This is a genomic window from Pikeienuella sp., from assembly GCF_046290545.1.
Taxonomy (GTDB): Bacteria; Pseudomonadota; Alphaproteobacteria; order Rhodobacterales; family Rhodobacteraceae; genus Pikeienuella.
The window spans coordinates 108,889-130,140 of sequence record NZ_JBKAGV010000007.1 but is presented as its reverse complement, the minus strand read 5'-3'; the positions used below and the strand labels follow the sequence as shown (position 1 = coordinate 130,140).

24 protein-coding genes are annotated in these 21,252 nt (G+C 70.2%); 8 read left to right on the top strand and 16 right to left on the bottom strand.

Annotated elements, in window-relative coordinates; genetic code table 11:
• Positions 1-4: 4 nt before the first annotated feature.
• Both accC and aat read left to right on the top strand, forming a co-directional pair.
• Positions 5-1,342, top strand: coding sequence for an acetyl-CoA carboxylase biotin carboxylase subunit (gene accC, locus ACE37J_RS05680; RefSeq protein WP_409708393.1), 1,338 nt, complete (start codon positions 5-7; stop codon positions 1,340-1,342).
• Between the two features lie 43 nt (positions 1,343-1,385).
• Positions 1,386-2,048: a leucyl/phenylalanyl-tRNA--protein transferase gene (aat, locus tag ACE37J_RS05675; RefSeq protein ID WP_409708390.1), complete on the top strand. Its 663-nt coding sequence runs from the start codon at positions 1,386-1,388 to the stop codon at positions 2,046-2,048.
• Here the strand turns inward: aat and ACE37J_RS05670 are convergent.
• From ACE37J_RS05670 to ACE37J_RS05645, 6 genes are all read right to left on the bottom strand, one after another.
• Entirely contained in the window at positions 2,006-2,479 is a 474-nt protein-coding gene (locus ACE37J_RS05670) for a DUF2155 domain-containing protein (protein ID WP_409708387.1), read from the bottom strand. The two genes, aat and ACE37J_RS05670, sit on opposite strands and share 43 nt — an antisense overlap.
• Positions 2,476-3,225 (bottom strand): class I SAM-dependent methyltransferase, encoded by a 750-nt coding sequence (locus ACE37J_RS05665; protein ID WP_409708384.1) that lies wholly within the window; start codon positions 3,223-3,225, stop codon positions 2,476-2,478. The genes ACE37J_RS05670 and ACE37J_RS05665 overlap by 4 nt, the downstream gene beginning before the upstream one ends.
• 2 nt (positions 3,226-3,227) lie before the next feature.
• Entirely contained in the window at positions 3,228-3,671 is a 444-nt protein-coding gene (gene mlaD, locus ACE37J_RS05660; RefSeq protein WP_409708381.1) for an outer membrane lipid asymmetry maintenance protein MlaD, read from the bottom strand.
• Between the two features lies 1 nt (position 3,672).
• On the bottom strand, positions 3,673-4,050 hold the full coding sequence (locus ACE37J_RS05655) for an NADH:ubiquinone oxidoreductase subunit NDUFA12 (RefSeq protein ID WP_409708378.1): 378 nt from the start codon (positions 4,048-4,050) through the stop codon (positions 3,673-3,675).
• 63 nt (positions 4,051-4,113) lie between these two features.
• Positions 4,114-5,241, bottom strand: coding sequence for a tRNA guanosine(34) transglycosylase Tgt (gene tgt / locus ACE37J_RS05650; protein WP_409708375.1), 1,128 nt, complete (start codon positions 5,239-5,241; stop codon positions 4,114-4,116).
• 45 nt (positions 5,242-5,286) lie between these two features.
• Positions 5,287-6,495 carry a methyl-accepting chemotaxis protein gene (locus tag ACE37J_RS05645; protein ID WP_409708372.1) on the bottom strand — a complete coding sequence of 403 codons (1,209 nt, stop codon included), beginning with the start codon at positions 6,493-6,495 and terminating at the stop codon, positions 5,287-5,289.
• 131 nt (positions 6,496-6,626) lie between these two features.
• On the opposite strand from ACE37J_RS05645, the gene ACE37J_RS05640 reads away from it, so the two are divergent.
• From ACE37J_RS05640 to tpiA, 4 genes are all read left to right on the top strand, one after another.
• Positions 6,627-6,977 (top strand): SUF system Fe-S cluster assembly protein, encoded by a 351-nt coding sequence (locus ACE37J_RS05640; protein WP_409708369.1) that lies wholly within the window; start codon positions 6,627-6,629, stop codon positions 6,975-6,977.
• A 284-nt stretch (positions 6,978-7,261) separates the two neighbouring features.
• Positions 7,262-7,630 carry a HesB/IscA family protein gene (locus ACE37J_RS05635; protein ID WP_409708366.1) on the top strand — a complete coding sequence of 123 codons (369 nt, stop codon included), beginning with the start codon at positions 7,262-7,264 and terminating at the stop codon, positions 7,628-7,630.
• A gap of 92 nt (positions 7,631-7,722) precedes the next feature.
• Positions 7,723-8,088: an H-X9-DG-CTERM domain-containing protein gene (locus ACE37J_RS05630; RefSeq protein WP_409708363.1), complete on the top strand. Its 366-nt coding sequence runs from the start codon at positions 7,723-7,725 to the stop codon at positions 8,086-8,088.
• Positions 8,089-8,405: 317 nt separating this feature from the next.
• Positions 8,406-9,149 (top strand): triose-phosphate isomerase, encoded by a 744-nt coding sequence (gene tpiA / locus ACE37J_RS05625; RefSeq protein ID WP_409708360.1) that lies wholly within the window; start codon positions 8,406-8,408, stop codon positions 9,147-9,149.
• Here the strand turns inward: tpiA and ACE37J_RS05620 are convergent.
• Together ACE37J_RS05620 and ACE37J_RS05615 are read right to left on the bottom strand one after the other, a co-directional pair.
• Complete coding sequence (locus tag ACE37J_RS05620) at positions 9,122-9,709, bottom strand: DUF6456 domain-containing protein (protein WP_409708357.1); 588 nt, start codon at positions 9,707-9,709, stop codon at positions 9,122-9,124. The two genes, tpiA and ACE37J_RS05620, sit on opposite strands and share 28 nt — an antisense overlap.
• Positions 9,706-10,251 carry a hypothetical protein gene (locus ACE37J_RS05615; RefSeq protein ID WP_409708354.1) on the bottom strand — a complete coding sequence of 182 codons (546 nt, stop codon included), beginning with the start codon at positions 10,249-10,251 and terminating at the stop codon, positions 9,706-9,708. The genes ACE37J_RS05620 and ACE37J_RS05615 overlap by 4 nt, the downstream gene beginning before the upstream one ends.
• A gap of 199 nt (positions 10,252-10,450) precedes the next feature.
• On the opposite strand from ACE37J_RS05615, the gene ACE37J_RS05610 reads away from it, so the two are divergent.
• Complete coding sequence (locus tag ACE37J_RS05610) at positions 10,451-10,723, top strand: DUF6477 family protein (protein WP_409708351.1); 273 nt, start codon at positions 10,451-10,453, stop codon at positions 10,721-10,723.
• Positions 10,724-10,726: 3 nt separating this feature from the next.
• Here ACE37J_RS05610 and ACE37J_RS05605 read toward each other — a convergent pair whose 3' ends face one another.
• Positions 10,727-12,283 carry a trimethylamine methyltransferase family protein gene (locus ACE37J_RS05605; protein WP_409708348.1) on the bottom strand — a complete coding sequence of 519 codons (1,557 nt, stop codon included), beginning with the start codon at positions 12,281-12,283 and terminating at the stop codon, positions 10,727-10,729.
• 153 nt (positions 12,284-12,436) lie between these two features.
• Here ACE37J_RS05605 and ACE37J_RS05600 point away from each other — a divergent pair, with 153 nt between their 5' ends.
• Positions 12,437-13,663 (top strand): MFS transporter, encoded by a 1,227-nt coding sequence (locus tag ACE37J_RS05600; RefSeq protein ID WP_409708345.1) that lies wholly within the window; start codon positions 12,437-12,439, stop codon positions 13,661-13,663.
• On the opposite strand, the gene ACE37J_RS05595 is transcribed toward ACE37J_RS05600, so the two are convergent.
• The 7 genes from ACE37J_RS05595 to ACE37J_RS05565 all read right to left on the bottom strand — a co-directional run bounded on the left by ACE37J_RS05595 (position 13,652) and on the right by ACE37J_RS05565 (position 21,237).
• Complete coding sequence (locus tag ACE37J_RS05595; protein WP_409708342.1) at positions 13,652-13,960, bottom strand: antibiotic biosynthesis monooxygenase family protein; 309 nt, start codon at positions 13,958-13,960, stop codon at positions 13,652-13,654. The genes ACE37J_RS05600 and ACE37J_RS05595 overlap by 12 nt on opposite strands.
• Positions 13,945-14,751, bottom strand: coding sequence for an ATP-binding cassette domain-containing protein (locus ACE37J_RS05590; protein WP_409708339.1), 807 nt, complete (start codon positions 14,749-14,751; stop codon positions 13,945-13,947). Before ACE37J_RS05590 ends, ACE37J_RS05595 begins: the two co-directional genes overlap by 16 nt.
• Positions 14,744-15,796, bottom strand: a complete 1,053-nt coding sequence (locus tag ACE37J_RS05585) for a FecCD family ABC transporter permease (protein WP_409708336.1) — start codon at positions 15,794-15,796, stop codon at positions 14,744-14,746. Before ACE37J_RS05585 ends, ACE37J_RS05590 begins: the two co-directional genes overlap by 8 nt.
• A complete protein-coding gene (locus ACE37J_RS05580; protein ID WP_409708333.1) occupies positions 15,793-16,638 on the bottom strand; it encodes a hemin ABC transporter substrate-binding protein in 846 nt (281 codons plus the stop codon). Before ACE37J_RS05580 ends, ACE37J_RS05585 begins: the two co-directional genes overlap by 4 nt.
• Positions 16,635-17,687, bottom strand: coding sequence for a hemin-degrading factor (locus ACE37J_RS05575; RefSeq protein WP_409708330.1), 1,053 nt, complete (start codon positions 17,685-17,687; stop codon positions 16,635-16,637). Before ACE37J_RS05575 ends, ACE37J_RS05580 begins: the two co-directional genes overlap by 4 nt.
• A gap of 10 nt (positions 17,688-17,697) precedes the next feature.
• The gene (locus ACE37J_RS05570; RefSeq protein ID WP_409708327.1) at positions 17,698-19,785 is read right to left on the bottom strand and encodes a TonB-dependent receptor domain-containing protein; all 2,088 of its coding nucleotides are present in this window, start codon (positions 19,783-19,785) and stop codon (positions 17,698-17,700) included.
• A gap of 144 nt (positions 19,786-19,929) precedes the next feature.
• A complete protein-coding gene (locus tag ACE37J_RS05565) occupies positions 19,930-21,237 on the bottom strand; it encodes an HlyC/CorC family transporter (protein WP_409708324.1) in 1,308 nt (435 codons plus the stop codon).
• Between the last annotated feature and the right edge of the window lie 15 nt (positions 21,238-21,252).

Genomic DNA, 21,252 nt, shown 5'->3' with positions numbered 1-21,252 from the left:
GGCGATGGTCACCAAGGTTCTGATCGCCAACCGGGGCGAGATCGCGCTCCGGATCCAGCGCGCCTGCCGCGAACTCGGCATCCAGACCGTCGCGGCGCATTCGACGGCGGACGCCGACGCGATGCATGTGCGCCTCGCGGACGAGAGCGTCTGCATCGGCCCGCCCTCGGCGGCGCAGAGCTATCTCAACATTCCGGCGCTCATCACCGCCTGCGAGATTTCGGGGGCGGACGCGATCCATCCCGGCTACGGCTTTCTTTCCGAGAATGCCGGCTTTGCCGAGATCGTGGAGGAGCACGGGCTGATCTTCATCGGCCCGACCGCCGAGCATATCCGCCAGATGGGCGACAAGATCGTGGCGAAAGAGACGATCGCGAAGCTCGGCGTGCCCTGCGTGCCGGGCTCGGACGGGGCGGTGACCTCGCTGGAGGCGGCGCGGCGCATCGCCGGGGAGATCGGCTATCCCGTGCTCATCAAGGCCGCGGCGGGCGGCGGCGGGCGCGGCATGAAGGTCGCGCGGAGCGCGGCGGAGATTGACGTCGCCTTCGGCGCGGCGCGGTCCGAGGCGAAGGCCGCCTTCGGCAACGACGAAGTCTACATGGAGAAATACCTCTCCCGCCCCCGGCATATCGAGATCCAGGTCTTCGGCGACGGGCGCGGGAACGCCGTGCATCTCGGCGAGCGGGATTGCTCGCTCCAGCGCCGTCACCAGAAGGTGCTGGAGGAGGCCCCTTCCCCCGTGATCGACGCGGAGACCCGCGCGCGCATCGGCAAGACCTGCGCCGACGCGGTGGCCGCGATGGGCTATCGCGGGGCGGGGACGATCGAGTTCCTTTTCGAGGACGGCGAGTTCTATTTCATCGAGATGAACACCCGGCTCCAGGTGGAGCATCCCGTCACCGAGGCGATCTTCGGCGTCGATCTCGTGCGCGAGCAGATTCGCGTCGCCTCCGGCCTGCCGCTTTCGTTCCGGCAGGAGGAGCTCGTGGTGAACGGCCACGCGATCGAGGCGCGGATCAACGCCGAATCCTTGCCCAACTTCGCGCCCTCGCCTGGGCGGATCACGGCCTATCACGCTCCCGGAGGCCTCGGCGTGCGGATGGACAGCGGCATCTACGCCGGCTACTCGATCCCCCCCTATTACGACAGCCTGATCGGAAAGCTGATCGTCCACGGGGCGGATCGGGAGACGGCGCTGAACCGCCTCGCGCGCGCGCTGTCCGAGCTTGTCGTCGTCGGCGTGGACACGACGGGGCCGCTCTTCATGCGGCTTCTGGCCGAGCCGGAAATTCGATCAGGTGAATACAACATCCACTGGTTGGAAAAGTTCCTGGAGCGGTAAGCGCCGTGTTGCCCTCGTTCAACCGTTTGGCGAACGTCCGGGCATGTCAGATCGCGCGGTCATCATAGAGTTGACACCCTCGATCCTCCTGAGGGCCTACGCGGCCGGCGTTTTCCCGATGGCGGAATCCGCGAATTCCGACGAAGTGCTCTGGATCGACCCCGAGCTTCGCGGCGTGATCCCGCTCAACCGCTTCCACGCGCCGCGGAGCCTGCTGAAACTCGTTCGGCAGGGCCGGTTCGAGGTGACGGTGGACTGCGACTTCGAGGCCGTGATCGAGGGCTGCGCGGACCGCGCCTCGACCTGGATCAATGACGAGATTCGGCGGCTTTATGTCTCGCTGCATCGCATGGGCTACGCGCATTCCATCGAAGCGCGGCGGGCGGGGCGGCTCGTGGGCGGCCTCTACGGCGTGAAGCTTGGCGGGGCGTTCTTCGGCGAAAGCATGTTCAGCGACGAGACGAACGCCTCCAAGGTCGCGCTCGTCCACCTCGTCGCGCGGCTGAAGAGGGGCGGGTTCCAGCTGCTCGACACCCAGTTCGTCACGGAGCACCTCGCGCAGTTCGGGGCGCGCACGATCTCCCGCGCCCGCTATCACGACCTTCTGGAGCTTGCGGTCGCCGCGCCGGCCGATTTCGACGCGCTGGGCGACAGGCCGGACCCTCAGGAGGTCGCGCAGCTCAGCGCCCAGAGGTCGTATCTCTGATGGTCCATGGCGGAGAGCGCCGGGCTCGATGCGAAGATCCAGCCTGAAAAGACCGGCTCGGCCCCGCTCTTCGAATCCACCACTTCGAGCCAGACGAAGGCGTCCGCCCCCTGCCCTTCCGGCGGCTCCCGGCAGTCCCGCACGGTGATGGTCAGCCGCTCATAGGTCACGGGCTGGCCGACCGGGGCGGTGATGTCCGTCACCCGCCCGGCGATCTTGTCGAGCCCGCGGAGACGGGCGACCGGGCGCTGGACGCCGCGCCATTCCGGCCGCTCCTCCTCGATCAGCTCCTCCACGAAGCCCTGCGGCGCGTCGCCATAGACGACGCCGGGCGGCGCGGGGCGGAAGAGCGGCGCGGGCTCCTCCGTCGCCGCCTGGCCGAGCAGCGGCGCGGGCGCGAGCGCGGCGAGAAGAAGGAGAAAGCGCCTCATGCGAGGCGCGCCCGAAACCGGAGCCGCGCATAGTCCGCCGTCCATCGCCCCGCGGAATCCCGAAGCGCAGGCGCCGCGAGCGCCGCCGCGCGGGCGCGGGCGGCGGGCCGATCCGCCTCCGGCAGGCGCGCAAGCGCGGGGGCGGCCAGCGTCTCCAGCCAGCCTTCCATCTCCGTCGGCAGCGGGGTCGGCCGCGGGTGGATCGCGACCTCCTCCACGATGAAGCCCGCCGCCTCCAGCCGCGCGCGTTGCTCCTCGGCGGAGGGGAAGGACCAGACGTCCGAAAGGTCCGTCTCAACCCCCGCCTCGGACAGCGCGGCGACAAGGGCGACGCGGATCGCCGCGACATTGCCATGCCCGCCCTGCTCCGCGACGAAGCGCCCGCCGGGCCGGAGCGCGCGGGCGACACCTTCGATCACCGCCTCGGGCCTTGTCATCCAGTGGAGCGCGGCGTTGGAGAAGACGGCGTCGAATTCCGCGTCGAAATCGAGCGCATGCCCGTCCATCACCCGCGCGTCCACGCCGCGCGCCCGGGCGGCGGCGACCATGTCCGCCGAGGAATCGACGCCGACGACGGCGCAGCCGAGGTCGGCGAGCCCCTTCGCGATGGGCCCGTCGCCGCAGCCGAGATCGAGGATGCGCTCGCCCGGCTTCGGGTCGAGAAGCGCCAGCACAGGGCCGGCGAGGTCGGTCACGAAACGGGCGGCCGCCTCGTAACGCGCGGCGGACCAGTGATCCTCCGGCATCGTCAGTTCCCCGAAACGGCCTTGCTGAGCAGTTCGATCAGATCGACGGAGCCCTGCGTGTTCTCGATCTCTCCGCCCGCTTCGAGGAAGAAGTCCGAGGCCCCGGGGTCGATGGCGATATAGGCCCCGCCGAGCAGGCCGTCGGACGTGATCGCGGCCACGCTGTCTTCCGGCAGCTTCACGCCCTCGCGGATCGAGAGGGCGGCGATGGCGCGGTATGTCTGCGGGTCGAGCGTCAGCGAGGCGACCGTGCCGACCTTAACGCCCGAGACGCGGACATCGGCGCCGACGGCGACGCCGGAGGCCTTCCGGAACCCGGCGTTCACCTCGTAATAGCCGGAGCCGACGCCGCCGAGATCGACATTCTGCGCCGCATAGACGAGGAACCCGCCCGCCACCGCGAGCACCGCCGCGCCGATCAGCGTCTCCGCCGCGTTCGAGGCCATGTCAGGGGCTCCAGGCTTCGTAATCGCCGGAGACGCGGGGCCGCGTCTCGGGCGTGCGCAGGCTGCCGGGAGGCGCATAAGCCGCGGGCGTTCCCGTCGCGTTCGCCATATGGTCCTTTTCCCAGGGCTTGCGCTTGAGCGGCGCCGCGCTCGGCGGCTCATCCCAGGTATGGTGGAGCCAGCCGTGCCAGTCCGGCGAGACACGGCTCGCCTCGACGTCGCCATTGTAGATGACCCAGCGCCGCGCGCCGCCGGCCGTCTGGAAATAGACGTTGCCGCCTTCGTCCTCCCCGACCTTCTCGCCGAAGCGCGAGGTCCAGAGCTGTGTGCCGATGGTGGAGCCGTTCCACCAGGTGAAGATCCGCCTCAGGAGGCTCATGCGCGCGTCCTTTCCTGTCCCCGTCCTTCTAGCACAAGCGCCGGGCCGGTCCACCCGCCGCGCTCAGAGCGGCTCGATATCGCCCTCCGCCCGCTTCGCATGGAAAGCCGCCGCGAATGCGGCGAGCCGCCCGGCCGCGATCGCCTCCCGCAGCCCCTGCATCAGTTCCTGATAATAGTGGAGATTGTGCCAGGTGAGCAGCATGGAGGAGATGATCTCCCCCGCCTTGAAGACATGGTGGAGATAGGCGCGGGAATAGGAGCGGCAGGCGGGGCAGAGGCACTCCTCGTCGAGCGGGCGCGGATCGTCCTGATGCCGCGCGTTCTTGATGTTGACGGCGCCCCGCCGCGTCAGCGCCTGCCCGGTGCGGCCGGAGCGGGAGGGGAGCACGCAATCGAACATGTCGATCCCGCGCTCGACCGCGCCCACGATGTCGTCCGGCTTGCCGACGCCCATGAGGTAGCGCGGCCGGTCTCCGGGGAGCATTCCGGGCGCGTAGTCGAGCACGTCGAACATCGCCTCCTGCCCCTCCCCCACGGCGAGGCCGCCCACGGCGTAGCCGTCGAAGCCGATTTCCTTCAGCGCGGCGGCGGATTCTTCCCGCTGGTCGCGGAAGACGCTGCCCTGCTGGATGCCGAAGAGCATGTGGCCCGGCCTCTCCCCGAACGCTTCCCGGCTCCGCCGCGCCCAGCGCATCGAGAGCCGCATGGAGGCTGCCGCCACGCCCTCCTCCGCCGGGAAGGGCGTGCATTCGTCGAAGCACATCACGATGTCGGAGCCGAGCAGGCGCTGGATCTCCATCGAACGCTCCGGCGTCAGGTGATGCTCCGATCCGTCGATATGCGACTTGAAGCGCACTCCCTCCTCGTCGAGCTTCCGGAGCCCGGCGAGGCTCATGACCTGAAAGCCGCCCGAGTCCGTGAGGATCGGCCGCTCCCAGTTCATGAAGCGATGGAGCCCGCCCATCCGCGCGACGCGCTCTGCCCCGGGCCGCAGCATCAGGTGATAGGTGTTGCCGAGGAGGATGTCCGCCCCCGTCTCCCTCACGCTTTCGGGCCGCATCGCCTTCACAGTCGCGGCGGTGCCGACGGGCATGAAGGCGGGCGTGCGGATCTCCCCGCGCGGCGTGTCGATCCGGCCAAGCCGGGCGGCGCCGTCCGCGGCGAGGAGGGTGAAGCGGGCTTCGGTCATGCCCGCCCATTACGCCGCGCCGCGTCCGGGCGCAAACGGGCCTGATCAGGCCGCCATGCTTCGCGGCTTCGGCGCGGGCTTCGCGGCATGGGCGGCATGGGCGGCGGCGTCCACCTCCAGATTTTCGGTGTCGGTCATGTCCGCGATGATGCGCCGGAGCCCGTCGGCGCTCGTCATCAGCTCCTGCGTCGTCTCGGAGGCGGTGCGGGCTGCTGCGGCGTTGCCCTGGATGCCCTGGTCGAGCGAGCGGATCGATTCGTTGATCTGCTCCGCGCCCACGTTCAGCTCCCGCATCGCGGCGCTGATCTCCTGCACGAGATCGGCCGTGCGGCGGATCTCCGGCGTGAGCTGCGTGATCTTTTCGCCCGCCTCCTGCGAGGCGGAGACCGTCTCGCCCGAAAGCGCGCCAATCTCGGCGGCGGCGACGCGGCAGCGCTCCGCGAGCTTCCGGACTTCCGCGGCGACGACCGCAAAGCCCCGCCCGTGCTGGCCCGCCCGCGCCGCCTCCACCGCGGCGTTGAGCGCCAGGAGGTCGGTCTGCCGCGCAATCTCCTGCACGATCCCGATCTTCTCCGCGATCGCGGTCATCGAACCGACTGCGCGCGCGACGACCTCGGCGGAAGAAGTGGATTCCTGCACCGACTTCAGCGCGATCTTCTCCATCGCCGCCGCATTGTCCGCGCTCTGGCGGATGCTGGCGGACATTTCCTCCATCGCGCTCGAAGCCTGCTGCGCTGCGGCGGACTGCGTAGAAGCGCTCTCGCTTACGTCGGCGGCGACGGAGGTGAGGCGGGCGCAAGCGGCGGCGACCCCGGTGGAGGATGCGCCAAGCTGGGAATCGAGCCTCTCCATCTCCGCCGACATGTCGCGCACGAAGGCGGAATACCCCCATCCGTCCGCCATTCTGATCTTCGAGAGCGCGAGGCTGACGGCGACGCGCCCGCCATCCTTCCGGTGGAGGGCGATGCGACGGCTGCTGCCGACGATCTTGTTCACGCCGCTCTTACGGTTCGCGTCAATCATCGAATCGTGCGCGCCACGGATGGCGTGCGGCACAAGCATGTTGACGTTGTTGCCGATTACTTCCGCGCGGGACCAGCCCCAGAGCCGCTCCGCCGCGTCGTTGAAGAACGTGACACGGTTCTTCGAATCGATCAGAACCACTGCGTCGATCGCCTGCTCAAGGGCGCTCTTGAGCATCGAGGCTTCCGGCTCCGCTTTCACCGCGTTGCGGCGGAAGAGTTTTCCGAGCATGTCCATCCCTCTTTCGCATATCAGGCCGCCTCTTTTGTTCAAGCCGCATGAATTGCTGGTGAACGCGCGCCGCCTTTACGCAGGGGGTGTGCAGCAATATGTCTACGATTGCAGCGATGAGGATCGGCGACATGGCAGACGGCGAAGGCGAACCGCTCATTCCGGCTTCGACGATGGACCACCCGCTCTACGAGGCGGTGTGCGACGCGTGCCGGACAGTGCATGACCCGGAAATCCCGGTGAACATTTTCGACCTGGGCCTCGTCTACTCGATTCGCATCGACGAAGAGAGCGCCGTGGCGATCGACATGACCCTCACGGCGCCGGGCTGCCCGGTGGCCGGGGAGATGCCGGGCTGGGTGCAGGACGCGGTGGAGGCCGTTCCCGGCGTGAAATCCGCCGCGGTGGAGCTCGTATGGGACCCGCCCTGGGGGATGGACATGCTCTCGGACGAGGCGAAGCTGGAGCTCGGCTTCATCTGAACGCTGCACTTTTTCGGATTGGCCGAAAGTCGCGCTTTCAACCCTGGGTGTTTTCGGGTTAACGTCCCTCCATGAACGCGCGCAGCCTCAAGGCGCGCGGTGAACGGGGGGACGCAGGCGGTTCGGCCGCCATCATCGGGATCGAAGGTCTCTCCCTGGGCCATGTCCGGCTTGCCGGCATGGTCTTACTGACCGCTTCCGGCGAAAGCCGGAGCGGTCCTTTTCCCGCGCTTGAGAGATGGGGCCGGAACGCTTACCTTCACACGGAAGCGAAGGAGACGGCGATGTTCGGCATACCGGGAAAGCAGGCGGTGACGCTGACAGATACGGCGGCTGCGCAGGTGCGCGCGCTGATGAGCGATTCTGGAGGCCGGGTGAAGGGCCTCAAGATCGGCGTGAAGAAGGGCGGCTGCGCCGGGATGGAATATACGATGGAGTACGCTGAGGCGCTCTCCGCCCATGACGAGGTGATCGAGCAGGACGGCGCCCGCGTCATCATCGCGCCGATGGCGCAGATGTTCCTGTTCGGGACGGAGATCGACTATCGGACTTCCCTGCTCGAATCGGGCTTCGTGTTCAACAACCCGAACGTCTCCGAGAGCTGCGGCTGCGGCGAGTCCGTTTCGTTCAAGGTCTCGCCCGACGCCGCGTGAGAAACATCACCGGCTGTGATCTAGGTTAAGCTTCGGATTTCGCGCCTCTTTCCGCACGGGCTCCGCTCCCCATCTCCGCTCCATCGCTAACAATGGAGACGAAGATGAGCAATAATCTGAAGCAGATCGGTCTCGGGCTTCACAATTTCACCGACACAAGCGACTCGTTCGCGTTCGCTATCGCGGATGGAACGAGCAACACCGCCGTCAGCGGCCCGCATGTGAAGGTGTTCGACGGCGCGGGCGCTTCCGGCGACGGCGTGCCGGACGTCATCACCGTCGCCGGCCCGGGCGGCGGGCCGCGCATGACGGTCTTCGACGGTTCCGGGGCCGACGCCTCCACCGGCGGCTCCGCACATTCCGGCGGAACGCACTTCCTCTTCGGCGACGGCTCGGTGCGCGATGCGATGGGCGACGGGTCTGTCCACTTCCTGTCCGACTCCATCGATCTCTTCTGAAGCGCCGCGCCGGCGGATTGCGAAAAGTCACATCCCAGTCAGGCCGCTTCGTGGTCAAAGACCGATGTGAGTTTGGCCTCGCCAGAGTGCGGCGGGGTTTGTGGGAGAGAGAGCGGGGGCGGGGCAATCCCCCACGCTTTTCCCCTCAAGAGACGGAACGTCGGACCCCCACCTTCCGGCGCTTCCTGCGCGGCGGCCTCGCCTTCCGGCTTGTTTGTGGGGCCGGGCCGAGGCTACGAAACGGTCGCCGCGCCCCCCCTTCTTTGCGTCCCCGGCCCGGCTTTGCTAAGCGCAAGCGAGCCTTGGGAGGACCGAAGATGACGCGACGCATCCTGATCGCCGGAAACTGGAAGATGAACGGCCTCGCCGCGGCGGCGGCGGAGATCGACGCCATCGCCGCCGGCGCGCCCGAGGGGCCGGAGCTGGTGATCTGCCCGCCCGCAACGCTTCTCTCCCGCCTCGCCGGGCGCGGCGTCGCCCTTGGCGGGCAGGATTGCCATGCCGCGGCGAACGGAGCGCATACCGGGGACATCTCGGCCGGAATGCTGGCCGATGCGGGGGCGTGCGCCGTCATTCTCGGCCATTCGGAGCGGCGCGCGGATCATGGCGAGACGGACGAGGCGGTGCGGGAGAAGGCCCTCGCCGCCCGCAGCGCCGGGCTCCTCGCCCTAATCTGCGTCGGCGAGACGGAGGCGGAGCGGGACGCGGGCGAGGCGCTCGCCGTCGTGACCCGGCAGATCGACGGCTCGGTTCCCGACGGGGCGAAGGCGGCGGACACGGTGATCGCCTATGAGCCCGTCTGGGCCATCGGCACGGGCCGCACGCCGTCGGTTCCGGAGGTCGAGGAGGTGCACGGCGCCATCCGCGCCCGGCTCCGCGCCCGGTTCGGCGCGGAGGGGGAGGCGATGCGGGTGCTCTACGGCGGTTCGATGAAGCCCGGCAACGCGGCCGAGCTTCTCGCGGCGGCGGACGTCGACGGAGGGCTCGTCGGCGGCGCCAGCCTGAAGGCCGCCGACTTCCTCGCCATCGCGGATCAGGCGGCGCAGCGCATGAGGCCGTAATGATCCGCCAGTCGCTGAAGCGCGAGCTTCAGCACGACCTTGGCGGAGCGCGCCGACCAGCCCATGCGGCGTTCGGTCGCCTCCAGCCCTTCATGGAAGCAGCAGATGCGGATCGCCGCGTCCGCGAGCCCCGGCCCGAGGACGGAGGCCGCCTTTCCGAAGCGCTCGCGCGCGAACATCGGGCCTTCTGACGGGCCGCGGCCGGGCCCCGACTGCCGTTCTGCCGGCGCGAGGAACCGGGACCAGTCCTGCGCCACTTTCGGCCCGATCTGCGCCATCTCGAAATCCTCGCGCAGCCGCTCGCCGGCCTCCACCTCTTCGGCGGAGAGGAGCGAAAGCCCGTTTCCGTCCTTCCGCCGCGCCAGCCAGCCGAGCGGCGATTCGCCGAGATTGACCCGGATCGTCTCGATCTCCCCCGTCACGGGATTGGCGACGCGCCGTTCCCCCGCCATCTGGTGCTGGCCCGCGAAGACGGACGGCGCCTCGGCGAAGCCCGGATTGGGGTTCGGAGCCTCCGCGACCTCGCGCCGCCGAAGCATGGCGCGGCCCGTCGCCGTCATCGCATAGCGGGCGGAAATGTCGGTGCGCGAGACGCACTTGACCCAGTCTTTCGTAAGAAACCGCGTCGCGGCCGCGACCGGCACGAGCGCGACGGGCTTCCGGAACCCGTTCTGCGACGTGAAGACGCCCGCCTTTTCCGCACCGTTCGCAACGAGAAGAAAGGAATCCGGCTCGGCGAGCCGTTCGAGCGCGGCGCGCTCCCTGGCAGCCGCGGGCCGCGGCGGGAGGGGCGGGCGGAGTCGGTCTGCATCGTCGTGTCCTTCTTCACGATGGAGCGGGAAAGCGAGAACGCCTCCTCCTCGAGCGTCGTCAGCGCGCGTTCGAGGAGCGGATCGTCGCGCAGCGCCTCGATGCGGCGGATCGCACGCATCACGGTGGAGGGCTGGCGCCCCCTGGCGCGGGCGAGGGCGCGCATCGGCACGCCTGCGCCCACATGGGCGAGATAGAGCGCGACATCCCGCGTGCGGCGGTCGCCCGATGCGGCGAAGGCGGCGCGGGCGTAGCCTTCGCAGCTTGCGAGAGCGTCTTCGGTCGTCAGCATGTGGATGCCCCAGACTTGATTCAACTTTTAGACAGTCACGGTACTACCTCCGGTTGATGAACATAGGCTTAACGGTGTTTCATCATTATCCTTCGTTTACAGACCGTTACGAGCTATCGCGCGATCCCTGCTCGAAGAAGCAACACCCGCATAACGTGCGCTAATGAAGGAGCGTCATCCAAAACGGAGAAAAATCGACATGACCCGCACCCTCCGCCGCCCCCGCCTCCTGAGCCGCGCCGCCGCCGCCGGAGCCGCGCTCTATCGCCGTGAGCGCGACCTTGCGCGCATGCTGCCGAAGATGTCCGGACGTGATTCGGCATCCGTCCTGCCGGCGCTCGCCGCCGCGGAGGAAGCCTGCGAGGAACAGCGCAAGGCCGGCGCGGCCGGATACTCCATCACCCGCCATGTCGGCCTGCTGACGGCGCTGGTCGCCGAGCTGGGCGCCGTAGCGGCGCGCGCTCCGGCCTGAGCCTCAGACGAAGGCGTCAGGCTCCGCAGCCTTCCGCCGCGCGACGAAGTCGCGGAGCGCCTCCGCGACCCCCTCGTCGAGCGGCGGGGCCTGATAATCGCCCAGAAGCCGGGCGACCCGCGCGGAGGCGAGCGCCTGCGTGTCCCGCGCCCCTTCCTCCGCCCAGGTCTCGAAGGGCTTGTAGTCGAAGAGGTCGGAGCGCCAGAAGGCGGACTTGAAGTTGGCTTGCGTATGCGCGCAGCCGAGATAGTGGCCGCCCGGCCCTACCTCCCGCATCGCGTCCATCGCCTGCCCGTTTTCGGACATGTCGATCCCGGCCGCGAGGGAATGGAGCGCGCCGAGCTGGTCCGCATCCATCACGAACTTCTCGAAGGAGGAGACGAGCCCGCCTTCGAGCCAGCCGCAGGCGTGGAGCATGAAGTTGACCCCGCCCATCAGCGCGGCGTTGAGCGTGTTCGCGCTCTCGTAGGCCGCCTGCGCGTCCGGCAGCTTGGAGCCGCAGAGCCCGCCGCCCGAGCGGAACGGCAGGTTCATGCGCCGCGCGAGCTGCCCCGCTCCCCAGAGAATCTTGCTCGCCTCGGGCGTTCCGAAGGTCGGCGCGCCGGAATTCATGTCGATCGAGGCGACGAAGGCGCCGAAGATCACCGGCGCGCCGGGGCGGATCAGCTGCGAATAGGCGACGCCCGCGAGCACCTCCGCCAGCACCTGCGTCAGCGTCCCCGCCACGGAGACAGGCGCCATCGCCCCGCCGACGATGAAGGGGGAGATGATCGTCGCCTGCCCCGCCGCGGCGTAGACTTCGAGCGCGCCCATCATCGTCCCGTCCAGCGTCAGCGGCGAGTTGATGTTGATAAGCGAGGTCATCACGGCGTTTTCCGCCACGAACTCCTTCCCGAACAGGATCTCGCACATGGCGACCGAATCGGCCGCCCGCTCCGGCGCCGTCACCGAGCCCATGAAGGGCTTGTCGGAGAGCCGCATATGCGCCAGCAGCATGTCGAGATGCCGCTTGTTCACGGCGATGTCGGTCGGCTCGCAGACCGTGCCGCCGGAATGGTGGAGCCATTTCGACATGTAGCCGAGCTTCACGAAGCTCTCGAAATCCGCCATCGTCGCATAGCGCCGCCCGCCCGCCGCATCCCGCACGAAGGGCGGGCCGTAGACCGGGGCGAAGATGGTGGTTTTTCCTCCGATCTCAACGCTCCGCTCTGGATTCCTCGCGTGTTGCGTGAAGGTGGAGGGCGCCGTCGCGCAGAGCTGGCGGGCGAGGCCGCGGGGGATGCGCACCCGCTCGTCCCGCACATCCGCCCCCGCTGCGCGCCAGCGCTCCAGCGCGGCCGGATTGTCGGTGAAGGCGACGCCGATCTCCTCCAGCACCGTCTCCGCATTGCGCTCGATGATCTCCAGCGCCTCGGTCGAGAGGATCTCGACGCTCGGGATCGCGCGCTCGATATAGCGCGCCGCCTCGATGCGGACGGCGGACCGCTCCGCCCGGCGCGCCGCGCCGCCGCCTTTCGCGCCCCGGGCGCGCCGCGCCCCCGCTTCCGCGACTTCAGACATGACGGCGCCTCCGGCTGACTTCCCGCTCCTTCACTACAGAAGCCCCGGCGGCCCACGCCGCCGGTTTTCGCCGCTCAGGCGCCCGGCGGCGACATCGCCCGCCGCTGGACCCGCCGGAAGCCCCGGAATAACGCTGGAGCCGAGGAAACGAGGATGACCCGAATGGGCGCCGGAGAGGGGCTGTTCCACAACCGCCGCTATGCGCGGATCTGGCTGGTCGGGTTGCTGACTGCGCTCGTCCGCTGGCTGGAGATGCTGGCGCTCGGGCTCTGGGCGCTGGACGAGACGGGCTCGCCCGCCCTCGTCGCCGCGCTCGTCATCCTCCGCTTCCTGCCGATGGCGCTGGCCGGGCCCGCGCTCGGCGGGCTGGCGGACCGGGCGGAGCCTGTCGGGCTCCTGCGGTTCGCGCTGCTCCTCGTCCTGCTCGTCTCGCTCGCGATGTGGGCGCTTTTCGCTGCGGGCCTCGCCACCTATCCGATGGTGGCGCTGGCGGCCTTCGGCTCCGGAATCTTCTGGGCCTCGGACCTGCCGATCCGCCGCAAGATCGTGGGCGAAGCCGTTGAGCCCGCGAAGCTCGCGCAGGCCATGGCGCTCGACGGGGCGACGAGCAACGGGATGCGGATGGCCGGGCCGCTCTTCGGCGGGCTCCTCTATGGCGCGGCGGGGGCGGAGGGGGTTTACGCCCTCGCCGCCTGCGCCTACGCGGCGGCCTTCATCGTCGCGCTCACGCTGGCGCGGGAGCCTGCGGCGGAGACGGCGCGGGACCCGGCCGAGGGCGGCGCCCTCGCCGCGCTCGCCCATGCCTGGGCTTCGCCGGACGCGCGGCGCATCCTCCTCGTGACGGTCGCCTTCAACCTCTGGGGCTTTCCCTATCTCGCGATGGTCCCCGTGATCGGCCGGGAAAGCCTCGGCCTTTCGCCGGGCGTCGTGGGCGCGATCACTTCGATAGAGGGGCTCTTCGCCCTCCTCGGCGCCTTCGCCGTCGCCCGCTTCGCCCGGCCCACGGGCTGGCGGCGGCTCTATGTGGGCGCGACGGGATTGCTCTTTCTCGTGATCCTCGCGATGGGCGCGCTCACGAGCCTCCCCGCGCTCGTCATCGGCCTCGCGCTTGGGGGGGCCTGCACTTCCGCCTTCGGGGCGATGCAGGCGACGCTGATCTACCAGGTTGCGCCCCCTTCGATGCGCGGCCGCTATCTCGGGCTGATGACGCTCGCCATCGGCGCCGGCGCGCTCGGCTTCCTGAATGTCGGGCTGACGGCGGAACTTGTGGGGGCGGAGCGGGCGCTGATCCTCCTCGGGCTGGAGGGGCTGATCCCCCTCCTCCTGATCGCCCGCGGCTGGCGCGCGCTCCGTTCCGGCCCGCCCGGCTCAGGCGCCTGAGACGGCCTCGAACCCCTCGAATTGCGGATGGCCGAGATAGAGCCCGTCATGCCCGCCCGCATTCCTGTGCGCCTCCCGGAACTGTTCCGAGCGCGTCCACGCCTCGAAGGCGGCGCGGCCCGACCAGATCGTGTGCGAGGCGTAGAGCGTATGCTCCTCCGCTTCCGGTCCGCGGAGGAGGTGGAAGGCGCGGAAGCCCTCCATCTCCGGCAGGCGGCTCTCCCGCCCCTTCCAGACGGCTTCGAACTCGGCCTCGCGGCCCTTCGTGACCCGGAATCGGTTCATCGCGACGAACATGGCGCATCTCCTTGCGGCTCTCTGTAAAGCGGGGTGATGGACAGCGCGCCGGACAGCTGCGCGACATGGACGGGAAGGCCATAGATCGCAGCGAGGCGCTCCGGCGTCAGCACCGCTTCGGGCGCGCCCTCCGCCACGATCCGGCCCGCGACAAGCAGCGCGACCCGGTCCGCCATCGCGGCGGCGAGCGACAGATCATGCAGCACGGCTAGCACCCCGGCCCCCCGCTCCGCCGCCCGCCGTGCGGCGCGGAGCGCGGCGGCCTGGTGCGCGAGGTCGAGGCTCGCGGTCGGCTCGTCGAGGAGGAGCCAGCGCCCCTGCCCCGTCTCCCGCCCGGCGAGATGCTGCGCCAGAGCCCGCGCCATGTGCCCGCGATGCCGCTCCCCGCCCGAGAGCGCATGAAGCGGGCGCGCGGCGAGGGCGGAAAGCCCCACGGCCGAGAGCGCCTCCGCCATGATCGCCTCCGCCCGCGCCGGCGGGATCTCCCGCGGAATGGCGAGCGAGACAAGCGCGGAGAGGGCGAAGCCCCCCGCGCCCTCCGGGCTCTGCTCCAGCACCGCGCGGCGGCGCGCGAGCGCCTCGGGGGAGAGCGCGCGGGGGCTCTCCCCGTCCATCGAAACGGCGCCGCCCGTGGGCCGGAGCGCGCCGGAAAGGCAGGCGAGGAGGCTCGACTTGCCGGCCCCGTTCGGCCCGACGAGCGCCAGAACCTCCCCCGGCCGGACCGCGAGATCGACGCCGCGCAACACCTCCGCCCCGCCGAGCGCGAGTCTCAGCCCCCGCGCCTCAAGCACGGCCGCGCCCCCGGAGAATCATCCAGAGGAAGAACGGCCCGCCGATCAGGCTGAGCGCGAGGCCGACAGGCGGCTCCGCCGGCGGCGCGACGAGGCGGACGAAGAGATCGGCGATCAGCGCCAGCGCCATGCCGTAGAGCGCCGCCACGGGCAGCATCGCGCCATGCGCCGGGCCCACGGTGAGCCGCGCGAGATGCGGCGCGACAAGGCCGATGAAGCCCACCGGCCCCGCCGCCGCCGTCGCCCCGCCGACGCCGAGCGCGGCGGCCAGCGCGACGCGGCGCTTCAGCCGCTCGACATCGACGCCGGAATGGAACGCCGCCCGCTCCCCGAGCTGCATCAGGTCGAGCGCCCGCGCCGCGTGGAGGAAGACGGGCGCGGCGATGGCGGCGAGGGCGAGCGCGGCCAGCGTCACCCGCCAGTCCGCCGCGCCGAAGGAGCCCATCGTCCAGAACGTCAGCTCCCGGAGCTGCCGGTCGTCGGAGATGTAGGTCAGGAGCCCGATGAACGCCCCGGCGACGGCGTTGATCGCGACGCCCGCGAGGATCAGCGTCGCCGTCGCCGTCTCCCCCGCCCGCCGCGCCAGCGCGAAGAGAAGCGCGATAACGATCACGGCGCCGCAGAAGGCCGCGATCGGCAGCAGATAGGGCCGCAGCCCCGCCGGCAGGCCGGAAAGCAGCGCCTCCCCCAGCACGATGACGGAGACGGCGCCCACCGCCCCGCCCGCCGTCACGCCGATCAGGCCCGGGTCCGCGAGCGGGTTCCTGAGCATCCCCTGCAGCGCCGCGCCGCAGAGCGCGAGCCCGGCCCCGACCGAAAGGGCGAGGACAAGCCGCGGCGCCCGCACGCCCTGCACGACGGCGACCTCCATCGCCCCGCCCGCCCCGAAGAGCGCGGCGCCGGCGCGGAGCGGCGAGATCGGCGCCGGGCCAAGCGCCAGCGCCGCCAGCGCGAGCGCGACGACAAGCGCGAGGAGCGCGAACGGGGCCGAAAGCGCGGCGGCGCGGCCCGGCAGGCGCGCGGCGAGACGAAGCGTCAGGCTCAAAGGCCGGCCCCCGCCGCCGCTTCCGGCTGGAGAAGGCGCGCAAGCTCCGCAATCGCCTCCGGCGTCCGTGGGCCGAAGCCGAGCAGCTTCATCCCGTCCATCGCCACGGCGCGTCCCGCCTGCCCTGCGGGGGTCGCCGCAATGTCGGGGCTCGCCAGCACGGCGTCGAGCCCGCCCGCCGCATCGGCGCGGCTCTCCATCATCAGGATCACGTCCGGCGCGACGGCGATCATCCCCTCCCGCCCCATCGGGCGGAAACCCTCGACATCCGCGGCGGCATTCTCCGCCCCGGCGAGGCGAATGATCTCGTCCGCGCTCGTGCCCTCGCCGCCGACGAGGGGCGCGCCGCCCTGCAAGTGGAGGATGAAGAGCACGCGCGGGCGTTCGGGAAGGCGCGCGACCTTCTCCGCGACGGAGGCGAGCGCGGCCTCAGTCTCCGCCGCAAGCGCCTCCGCCTCCGGCACGCGCCCGAGGGCGGCCCCGACGAAGCGGATCTTTTCCGCAATCCCCGCCGCGCCCGGCGCGTCCGGCCCCTTCAGGATCTCCGCCCCCGCCGCCTCGATCTGCGTCAGCGCGACATCCGGCCCGGCGTCCGGCGCGAGGATCAGGAGATCGGGGGCGAGGGAAAGAACGCCCTCCGCCGAAAGGCGCCGGAGATAGCCGATCTGCGGCAGCGTCATCGCCTCCGGCGGATATGTCGCCGTCGAATCGACGCCGACCACGCGCTCCCCGGCCCCGAGCGCAAAGGCGATCTCCGCGAGGTCGCCCCCGGCGATCACGACGCGCTCCGCCGCGGCGACAGGCGCGGCGAGGAGCGCGAGGGCGAGCGCCGCACGGATCACGCCGCACCCTCCGCCGCCGCATGGGCGATCCGGCGCCAATCCTCCCGCTCTACCCCGCCCGCCGGGCGGACGCCGAAGAACTGGCAGGCGAGGCGGCCCCTTGCGTCGAAGAGCTCGAGCGAGGTGATCGGCCCGCGCTGCTTCGTCGGCTTCGTCACCAGCCAGGTCGAGGCGACGAGATCGGTGCGGAGATGGAGGTTGAAGGCTTCGTCCAGCACATTCAGCCACGGCCCCATCATCTTGATTTTGTTCACCTCGCCGCTGAAAATCTGGATACAGCCGGGGTTGCCTGCGAAGCACATGATCGGCACATGCCCCGCCGCCGCCTCCAGCATCCGCCGCGCCGCCTCCGGCCCGGCGGGGCGCGCGAATTCGGGCCCGGCGAGGCGCAGCGCCTGCTCCCGCCCCGCGCCGGTGCGCCGCAGGAGGCCGTGGAAATCGTGCGAATGGTCGAGCGCGCGCCAGCCGGCGCGGAGCGCCTCCAGGTCGATCTCCGCATCCGGCCGGTCGCCCGCCTCGGGTTCTGCGGGCATGTAGGTCAGGGGCGGCGCATCCGGGTCCGCCTCGGCCCGCACAAGCCGCGCCCAGGCGTCCGTGTCCGCCCCTTCGAGGGCGAATATCTTGAGGATCGAGTCGCCCGCCCCGTCGAAGATCTGGATCGAGCGGCGGAGGCCGGAGCGCGTCTCCTCCGCCACTTCATAGGCCGCGCGCCAGCAGCGATAGAAAAGGCGGAGGTCGATCTCCCCCGTCACCTGACCGATCGCCCCCATGCCGGCGGTCTCCCCCGCCCTGCCCTTCGTCTCGTGCACCGCCGCGTCGTTCCGCGTCAGCGTCATCACCCGCCCGAGGCGAGGCAGCGCCGTGACGAGGCGGGAGAGCGCCTCCCCCTCCCCCCGGAGCCGCATGACGCCGGCGCCCCGCCGCGCCTCCGCCAGCGCCCCCTCGGAGACGCCGAGCCGCGCCGCCACGTCCCGCGCGCGGGCGAAGGGGTCGGCCTCCTTCGCCTCGGTCCAGGCGGAGGCGAGCGGGCGCGCGGCGGCTTGGGTCATCGTGTTCTCCTCAGAAGCGTATGGTTGCGGTGAGCTTTCCGGCGATGCCGGGGCTGTTGAGCCCGCTCGGATGGATGCGGAACTCCTTGTCGGTCACGTTGTCGATCCCCGCGGCGAAGACGGCGCCGGCGAGCGGCCCCTCGCTGGGGGCCCAGCTCGCGAAAAGGTCGAAGACGGCGGCGCCGTCCACCGGCGCGACGCCGGCAGGCAGGTCTCCCGCGTCGAGCTCCCGCAGAAGCGTCGCCCGCCCGCCGATCTCGACATCGGGGAAGGGCCGGAGGCCGCCGGTCAGCACCAGCCTGTCCTGCGGCACGGAGGCGAGCTCGCCGCCGTTCCGGTCCGACCCGCGCGGCAGCGTGAGCCCGAGGCCGAGGAACCAGTCGCCCGCGTCATAGGTCGCTTCCGCCTCCAGCCCGTAGAGCTCGGCGTCGACATTCCGGGTCGACGTCGTGCCGCCCACCTCGAACTGCCCGCTCACCGGGTTGAAGGCGCCGGTGGAGAAATCGGTGAAGGTCACCACCTGCTCGATGAAGTCGTCCACCTGCGCATAGTAGATGTTGGCGGAGAGGCGCAGCACATCCCCCGGCTTCACGAGGCTGAACGCCTCGTAGCGCCCGCCGAACTCGAACTGCGTCGCGCGCTCGGGCCGGAGATCCGGGTTCGGCACGAATTCGTTAATCCCGGTGAACACAGTCCCCGGCCCGAGCGGGAAGCCCGGCGTCGAGAAATGCACGCCCTGCGGGAAAAGCTCGGTCAGCGACGGTGAGCGGAAGGAGCGGGAGGCGGAGGCGAAGAGCTGGGCGCCCTCGACGGGCCGCCAGGAGAGCGCGATCTTCGGCGAGACCTCGAAATCGGTGGAGGAGGGCTGCGCCCCGTCCGGGTCCGTCCGCACATGGTCGAACCGCACGCCCGGGATCAGCGTGAAGCCGGAGCCGAGCCCGATCTCCCCCTGCGCGAAGGCGGCGAGGAAGGTCTGGTCCGCATCGGGGACCTGCACCCGCGCCCCGCCGTCCCGCGTCGCCGTCTGCCGATCCCTGTAGGCCTCGACGCCATAGGAGAGCGTGACGGGAAGGCCGGCGTCGAACCGGCTGACATTCGTCGCCTCGAAGCCGAGCGTCTCGGCGCGGGACTTGTCGAACCGGCCGTCGAAGAGCCGGTCCTCCTCCACCAGCGTCTTGTTGTAGTAGACGAGCGTGGTGAGGTCGACGAGATCGTTCCCCTCCGGGTTGAAGGTCCAGCCGAAGCGGAGGGACTGGTTGGTGAGGTCCCGGTCCACCGTGCTCGTCGGCGTTCCCTGAACGTTGGTGTTGGGCGGCGTCTCCCCGCCGTCGCGGTAGAGCTGATAGGCGGCCTCCACGCGGTGGCCCGGCGCAATGGCCCAGCCGAGCTTCATCAGGCCCGACAGGCTGTCGATGTCGCTGTCGATGATCGGGTTTCCGGAGCCGTCCTCGAGGTCGGAGAAGCGGGGGCGGCCGGAGATGAAGCCGAGCGCGTCGAAATCCCCCTCGCGCATGGCGAAGGTCGTCGCCGCCTTCAGCTCGTCGCCCTGGCTGTTGTAGCCGAACGTGACTTCAGCCGCCTGCTTTTCGCCCGGCAGGAGCACGTCCTCCACGTCTTTCGTCTCGAGGAAGATGACGCCGCCGAGAGCGCCCGAGCCGAAGAGCGTGGAGGCGCCGCCGCGCAGCACCTCGACCTCCTTCAGCACGAGCGGATCGACGAAGAACCGCCCGCGATGCGCAAGGTTGAAGGTCTGCCGCGCGCCGTCGAGGCGGAGGACGACCTGCTCGTCCTGGAAGCCGCGGATGTTCGGCTCCTGGCTCACGCCGCGGGGGCCGCCGTCTATCGTGACGCCCGGAACGTCCCCGATCAGCTCCTCATATGTGGAGGCCTGCCTGCGCTTCGCCTCCTCCTCGCCGATCACGGTCACGGCGTTCGGCGTGTCGAGCAGCGCCCGCTCGCCCCGCGCGCCGCCGAAGACGGTGATCTCGCGGAGGACGACCGAAGCCTCCTCCGCAGCCGCCCCGCCCGAGATCGCCCCGCCCGAGATCGATCCGGCTGTCAGCGCGGCCAAAGCCGCGCGGCCCATGTCTCTGTTCATCACGCCCACCCCTTCCGGCTCCAGCGAAGACATCGCGTCTGGAGAGCTTCCGGGCGGGGAGCGTGGCTCCCTGCGGGGTGGCGAGTTCCGATGTCGGGAAGGGAGTTATTTTACTTGATCGTTTCGGTCAAGTATCTCGCAGGCCTATTCCACGAGCTGGCGCGCAGCCTCCAGCGGCTTCACGCGGAGCCGGGTGATGCGGTGCCGCTCCCGCGCAACGATCTCGAATCGGAAACCGTGGAAGGAGAAGATCTGCCCGATCTCGGGGATCGTCTGCGCCTCGTGGATCACGAGCCCGGCGACCGTCGTCGCCTCCTCGTCCGGCAGGCTCCAGTCGCGGAAGCGGTTGAGGTCGCGAATCGTCATGTCGCCCTCGACCTCCACCGACCCGTCCGAGCGGGTGGAGAGCGCGGTCTCCTCCGGGTCGTGCTCGTCGGCGATGTCGCCCACGATCTCCTCGATGATGTCTTCGAGCGTGATGAGGCCCTGCAGGTCGCCGTATTCATCCACGACGAGCGCGAAATGGCTGCGGCGGCGCAGGAATTCGCGCATCTGGTCGTCGAGCGAGGTCGTGTCCGGGATGAACCACGGCTCCATCGCCACCTTCATCACGTCGAGGTCCTGCAGCGGCGCGGCGCCCGGCGGGGCCTCGCGCGTCAGCCGGTCCACCTCGCGCAGGAGGTCCTTGGCGTGGATCACGCCGACGATGTTCTCCGGATTCTCCTTCCAGACCGGGATGCGGGTATGCGGCGAGGCGAGGAAGAAGGCGACGATCTCCTCCGCCGGCGCATCGGCGTCGAAGGTCTCGATGTTGCGCCGGTGCCGCATGACCTCTGAAACCTCGCGCGACTTGAGGTCGAGCGCGGCGAGCAGCCTGTCCCGGTCCGCCTTCTCCACTCCGCCCTCGGAATGGTGGAGGTCGATGGCGCCCCGGATCTCTTCATGCGCGCCGAGGATGCGGGCGTTCGGGTCCGAGGTCACCCCGAAGAGGCTGAGAACGGCGCGCGCGAGGACGCGCACGACGCTGACGATGGGAGCCGCAAACCGGACGAGGAGGGAGATCGGCCGGGATACGCGGATCGCAACCGTTTCCGGATTCGCGATGGCGTAGGTCTTGGGCGTCACCTCCCCCAGGATGAGGACAAGGAAGGTCATGAACAGGGTCGCGGAGGCGACGCCCGCCTCCCCGAACAGCGCCGTGAAGAATTGCGTGGCCAGCGCCGCGGCGAGGATGTTGACGACGTTGTTGCCAAGCAGGATGCCGCCTATGAGGCGCTCGTTGTCCTCAGTCAGCTTCAGCGCGGTCGTCGCGCCCTTGTTCCCCTTGCCGGCGAGGCTGTGGAGGGCGGCGCGGCTCACGGCGGTAAGGGCGGTTTCCGAGCCGGAAAAGAAAGCCGACAGGCAGACGAGGCCGAGGATCGCGGCCGCTGTCCACCACAAGGCGGGGTCCATCAAAGGGCTCCATCA

Coding starts and splice junctions, on each gene's coding strand:
- accC (WP_409708393.1), top strand. CDS start 5: ATGGTCACCAAGGTTCTGATCGCCAACCGGGGCGAGATCGCGCTCCGG.
- aat (WP_409708390.1), top strand. CDS start 1,386: ATGTCAGATCGCGCGGTCATCATAGAGTTGACACCCTCGATCCTCCTG.
- ACE37J_RS05670 (WP_409708387.1), bottom strand. CDS start 2,479: ATGAGGCGCTTTCTCCTTCTTCTCGCCGCGCTCGCGCCCGCGCCGCTG.
- ACE37J_RS05665 (WP_409708384.1), bottom strand. CDS start 3,225: ATGCCGGAGGATCACTGGTCCGCCGCGCGTTACGAGGCGGCCGCCCGT.
- mlaD (WP_409708381.1), bottom strand. CDS start 3,671: ATGGCCTCGAACGCGGCGGAGACGCTGATCGGCGCGGCGGTGCTCGCG.
- ACE37J_RS05655 (WP_409708378.1), bottom strand. CDS start 4,050: ATGAGCCTCCTGAGGCGGATCTTCACCTGGTGGAACGGCTCCACCATC.
- tgt (WP_409708375.1), bottom strand. CDS start 5,241: ATGACCGAAGCCCGCTTCACCCTCCTCGCCGCGGACGGCGCCGCCCGG.
- ACE37J_RS05645 (WP_409708372.1), bottom strand. CDS start 6,495: ATGCTCGGAAAACTCTTCCGCCGCAACGCGGTGAAAGCGGAGCCGGAA.
- ACE37J_RS05640 (WP_409708369.1), top strand. CDS start 6,627: ATGGCAGACGGCGAAGGCGAACCGCTCATTCCGGCTTCGACGATGGAC.
- ACE37J_RS05635 (WP_409708366.1), top strand. CDS start 7,262: ATGTTCGGCATACCGGGAAAGCAGGCGGTGACGCTGACAGATACGGCG.
- ACE37J_RS05630 (WP_409708363.1), top strand. CDS start 7,723: ATGGAGACGAAGATGAGCAATAATCTGAAGCAGATCGGTCTCGGGCTT.
- tpiA (WP_409708360.1), top strand. CDS start 8,406: ATGACGCGACGCATCCTGATCGCCGGAAACTGGAAGATGAACGGCCTC.
- ACE37J_RS05620 (WP_409708357.1), bottom strand. CDS start 9,709: ATGACGGCGACGGGCCGCGCCATGCTTCGGCGGCGCGAGGTCGCGGAG.
- ACE37J_RS05615 (WP_409708354.1), bottom strand. CDS start 10,251: ATGCTGACGACCGAAGACGCTCTCGCAAGCTGCGAAGGCTACGCCCGC.
- ACE37J_RS05610 (WP_409708351.1), top strand. CDS start 10,451: ATGACCCGCACCCTCCGCCGCCCCCGCCTCCTGAGCCGCGCCGCCGCC.
- ACE37J_RS05605 (WP_409708348.1), bottom strand. CDS start 12,283: ATGTCTGAAGTCGCGGAAGCGGGGGCGCGGCGCGCCCGGGGCGCGAAA.
- ACE37J_RS05600 (WP_409708345.1), top strand. CDS start 12,437: ATGACCCGAATGGGCGCCGGAGAGGGGCTGTTCCACAACCGCCGCTAT.
- ACE37J_RS05595 (WP_409708342.1), bottom strand. CDS start 13,960: ATGTTCGTCGCGATGAACCGATTCCGGGTCACGAAGGGCCGCGAGGCC.
- ACE37J_RS05575 (WP_409708330.1), bottom strand. CDS start 17,687: ATGACCCAAGCCGCCGCGCGCCCGCTCGCCTCCGCCTGGACCGAGGCG.
- ACE37J_RS05570 (WP_409708327.1), bottom strand. CDS start 19,785: ATGAACAGAGACATGGGCCGCGCGGCTTTGGCCGCGCTGACAGCCGGA.
- ACE37J_RS05565 (WP_409708324.1), bottom strand. CDS start 21,237: ATGGACCCCGCCTTGTGGTGGACAGCGGCCGCGATCCTCGGCCTCGTC.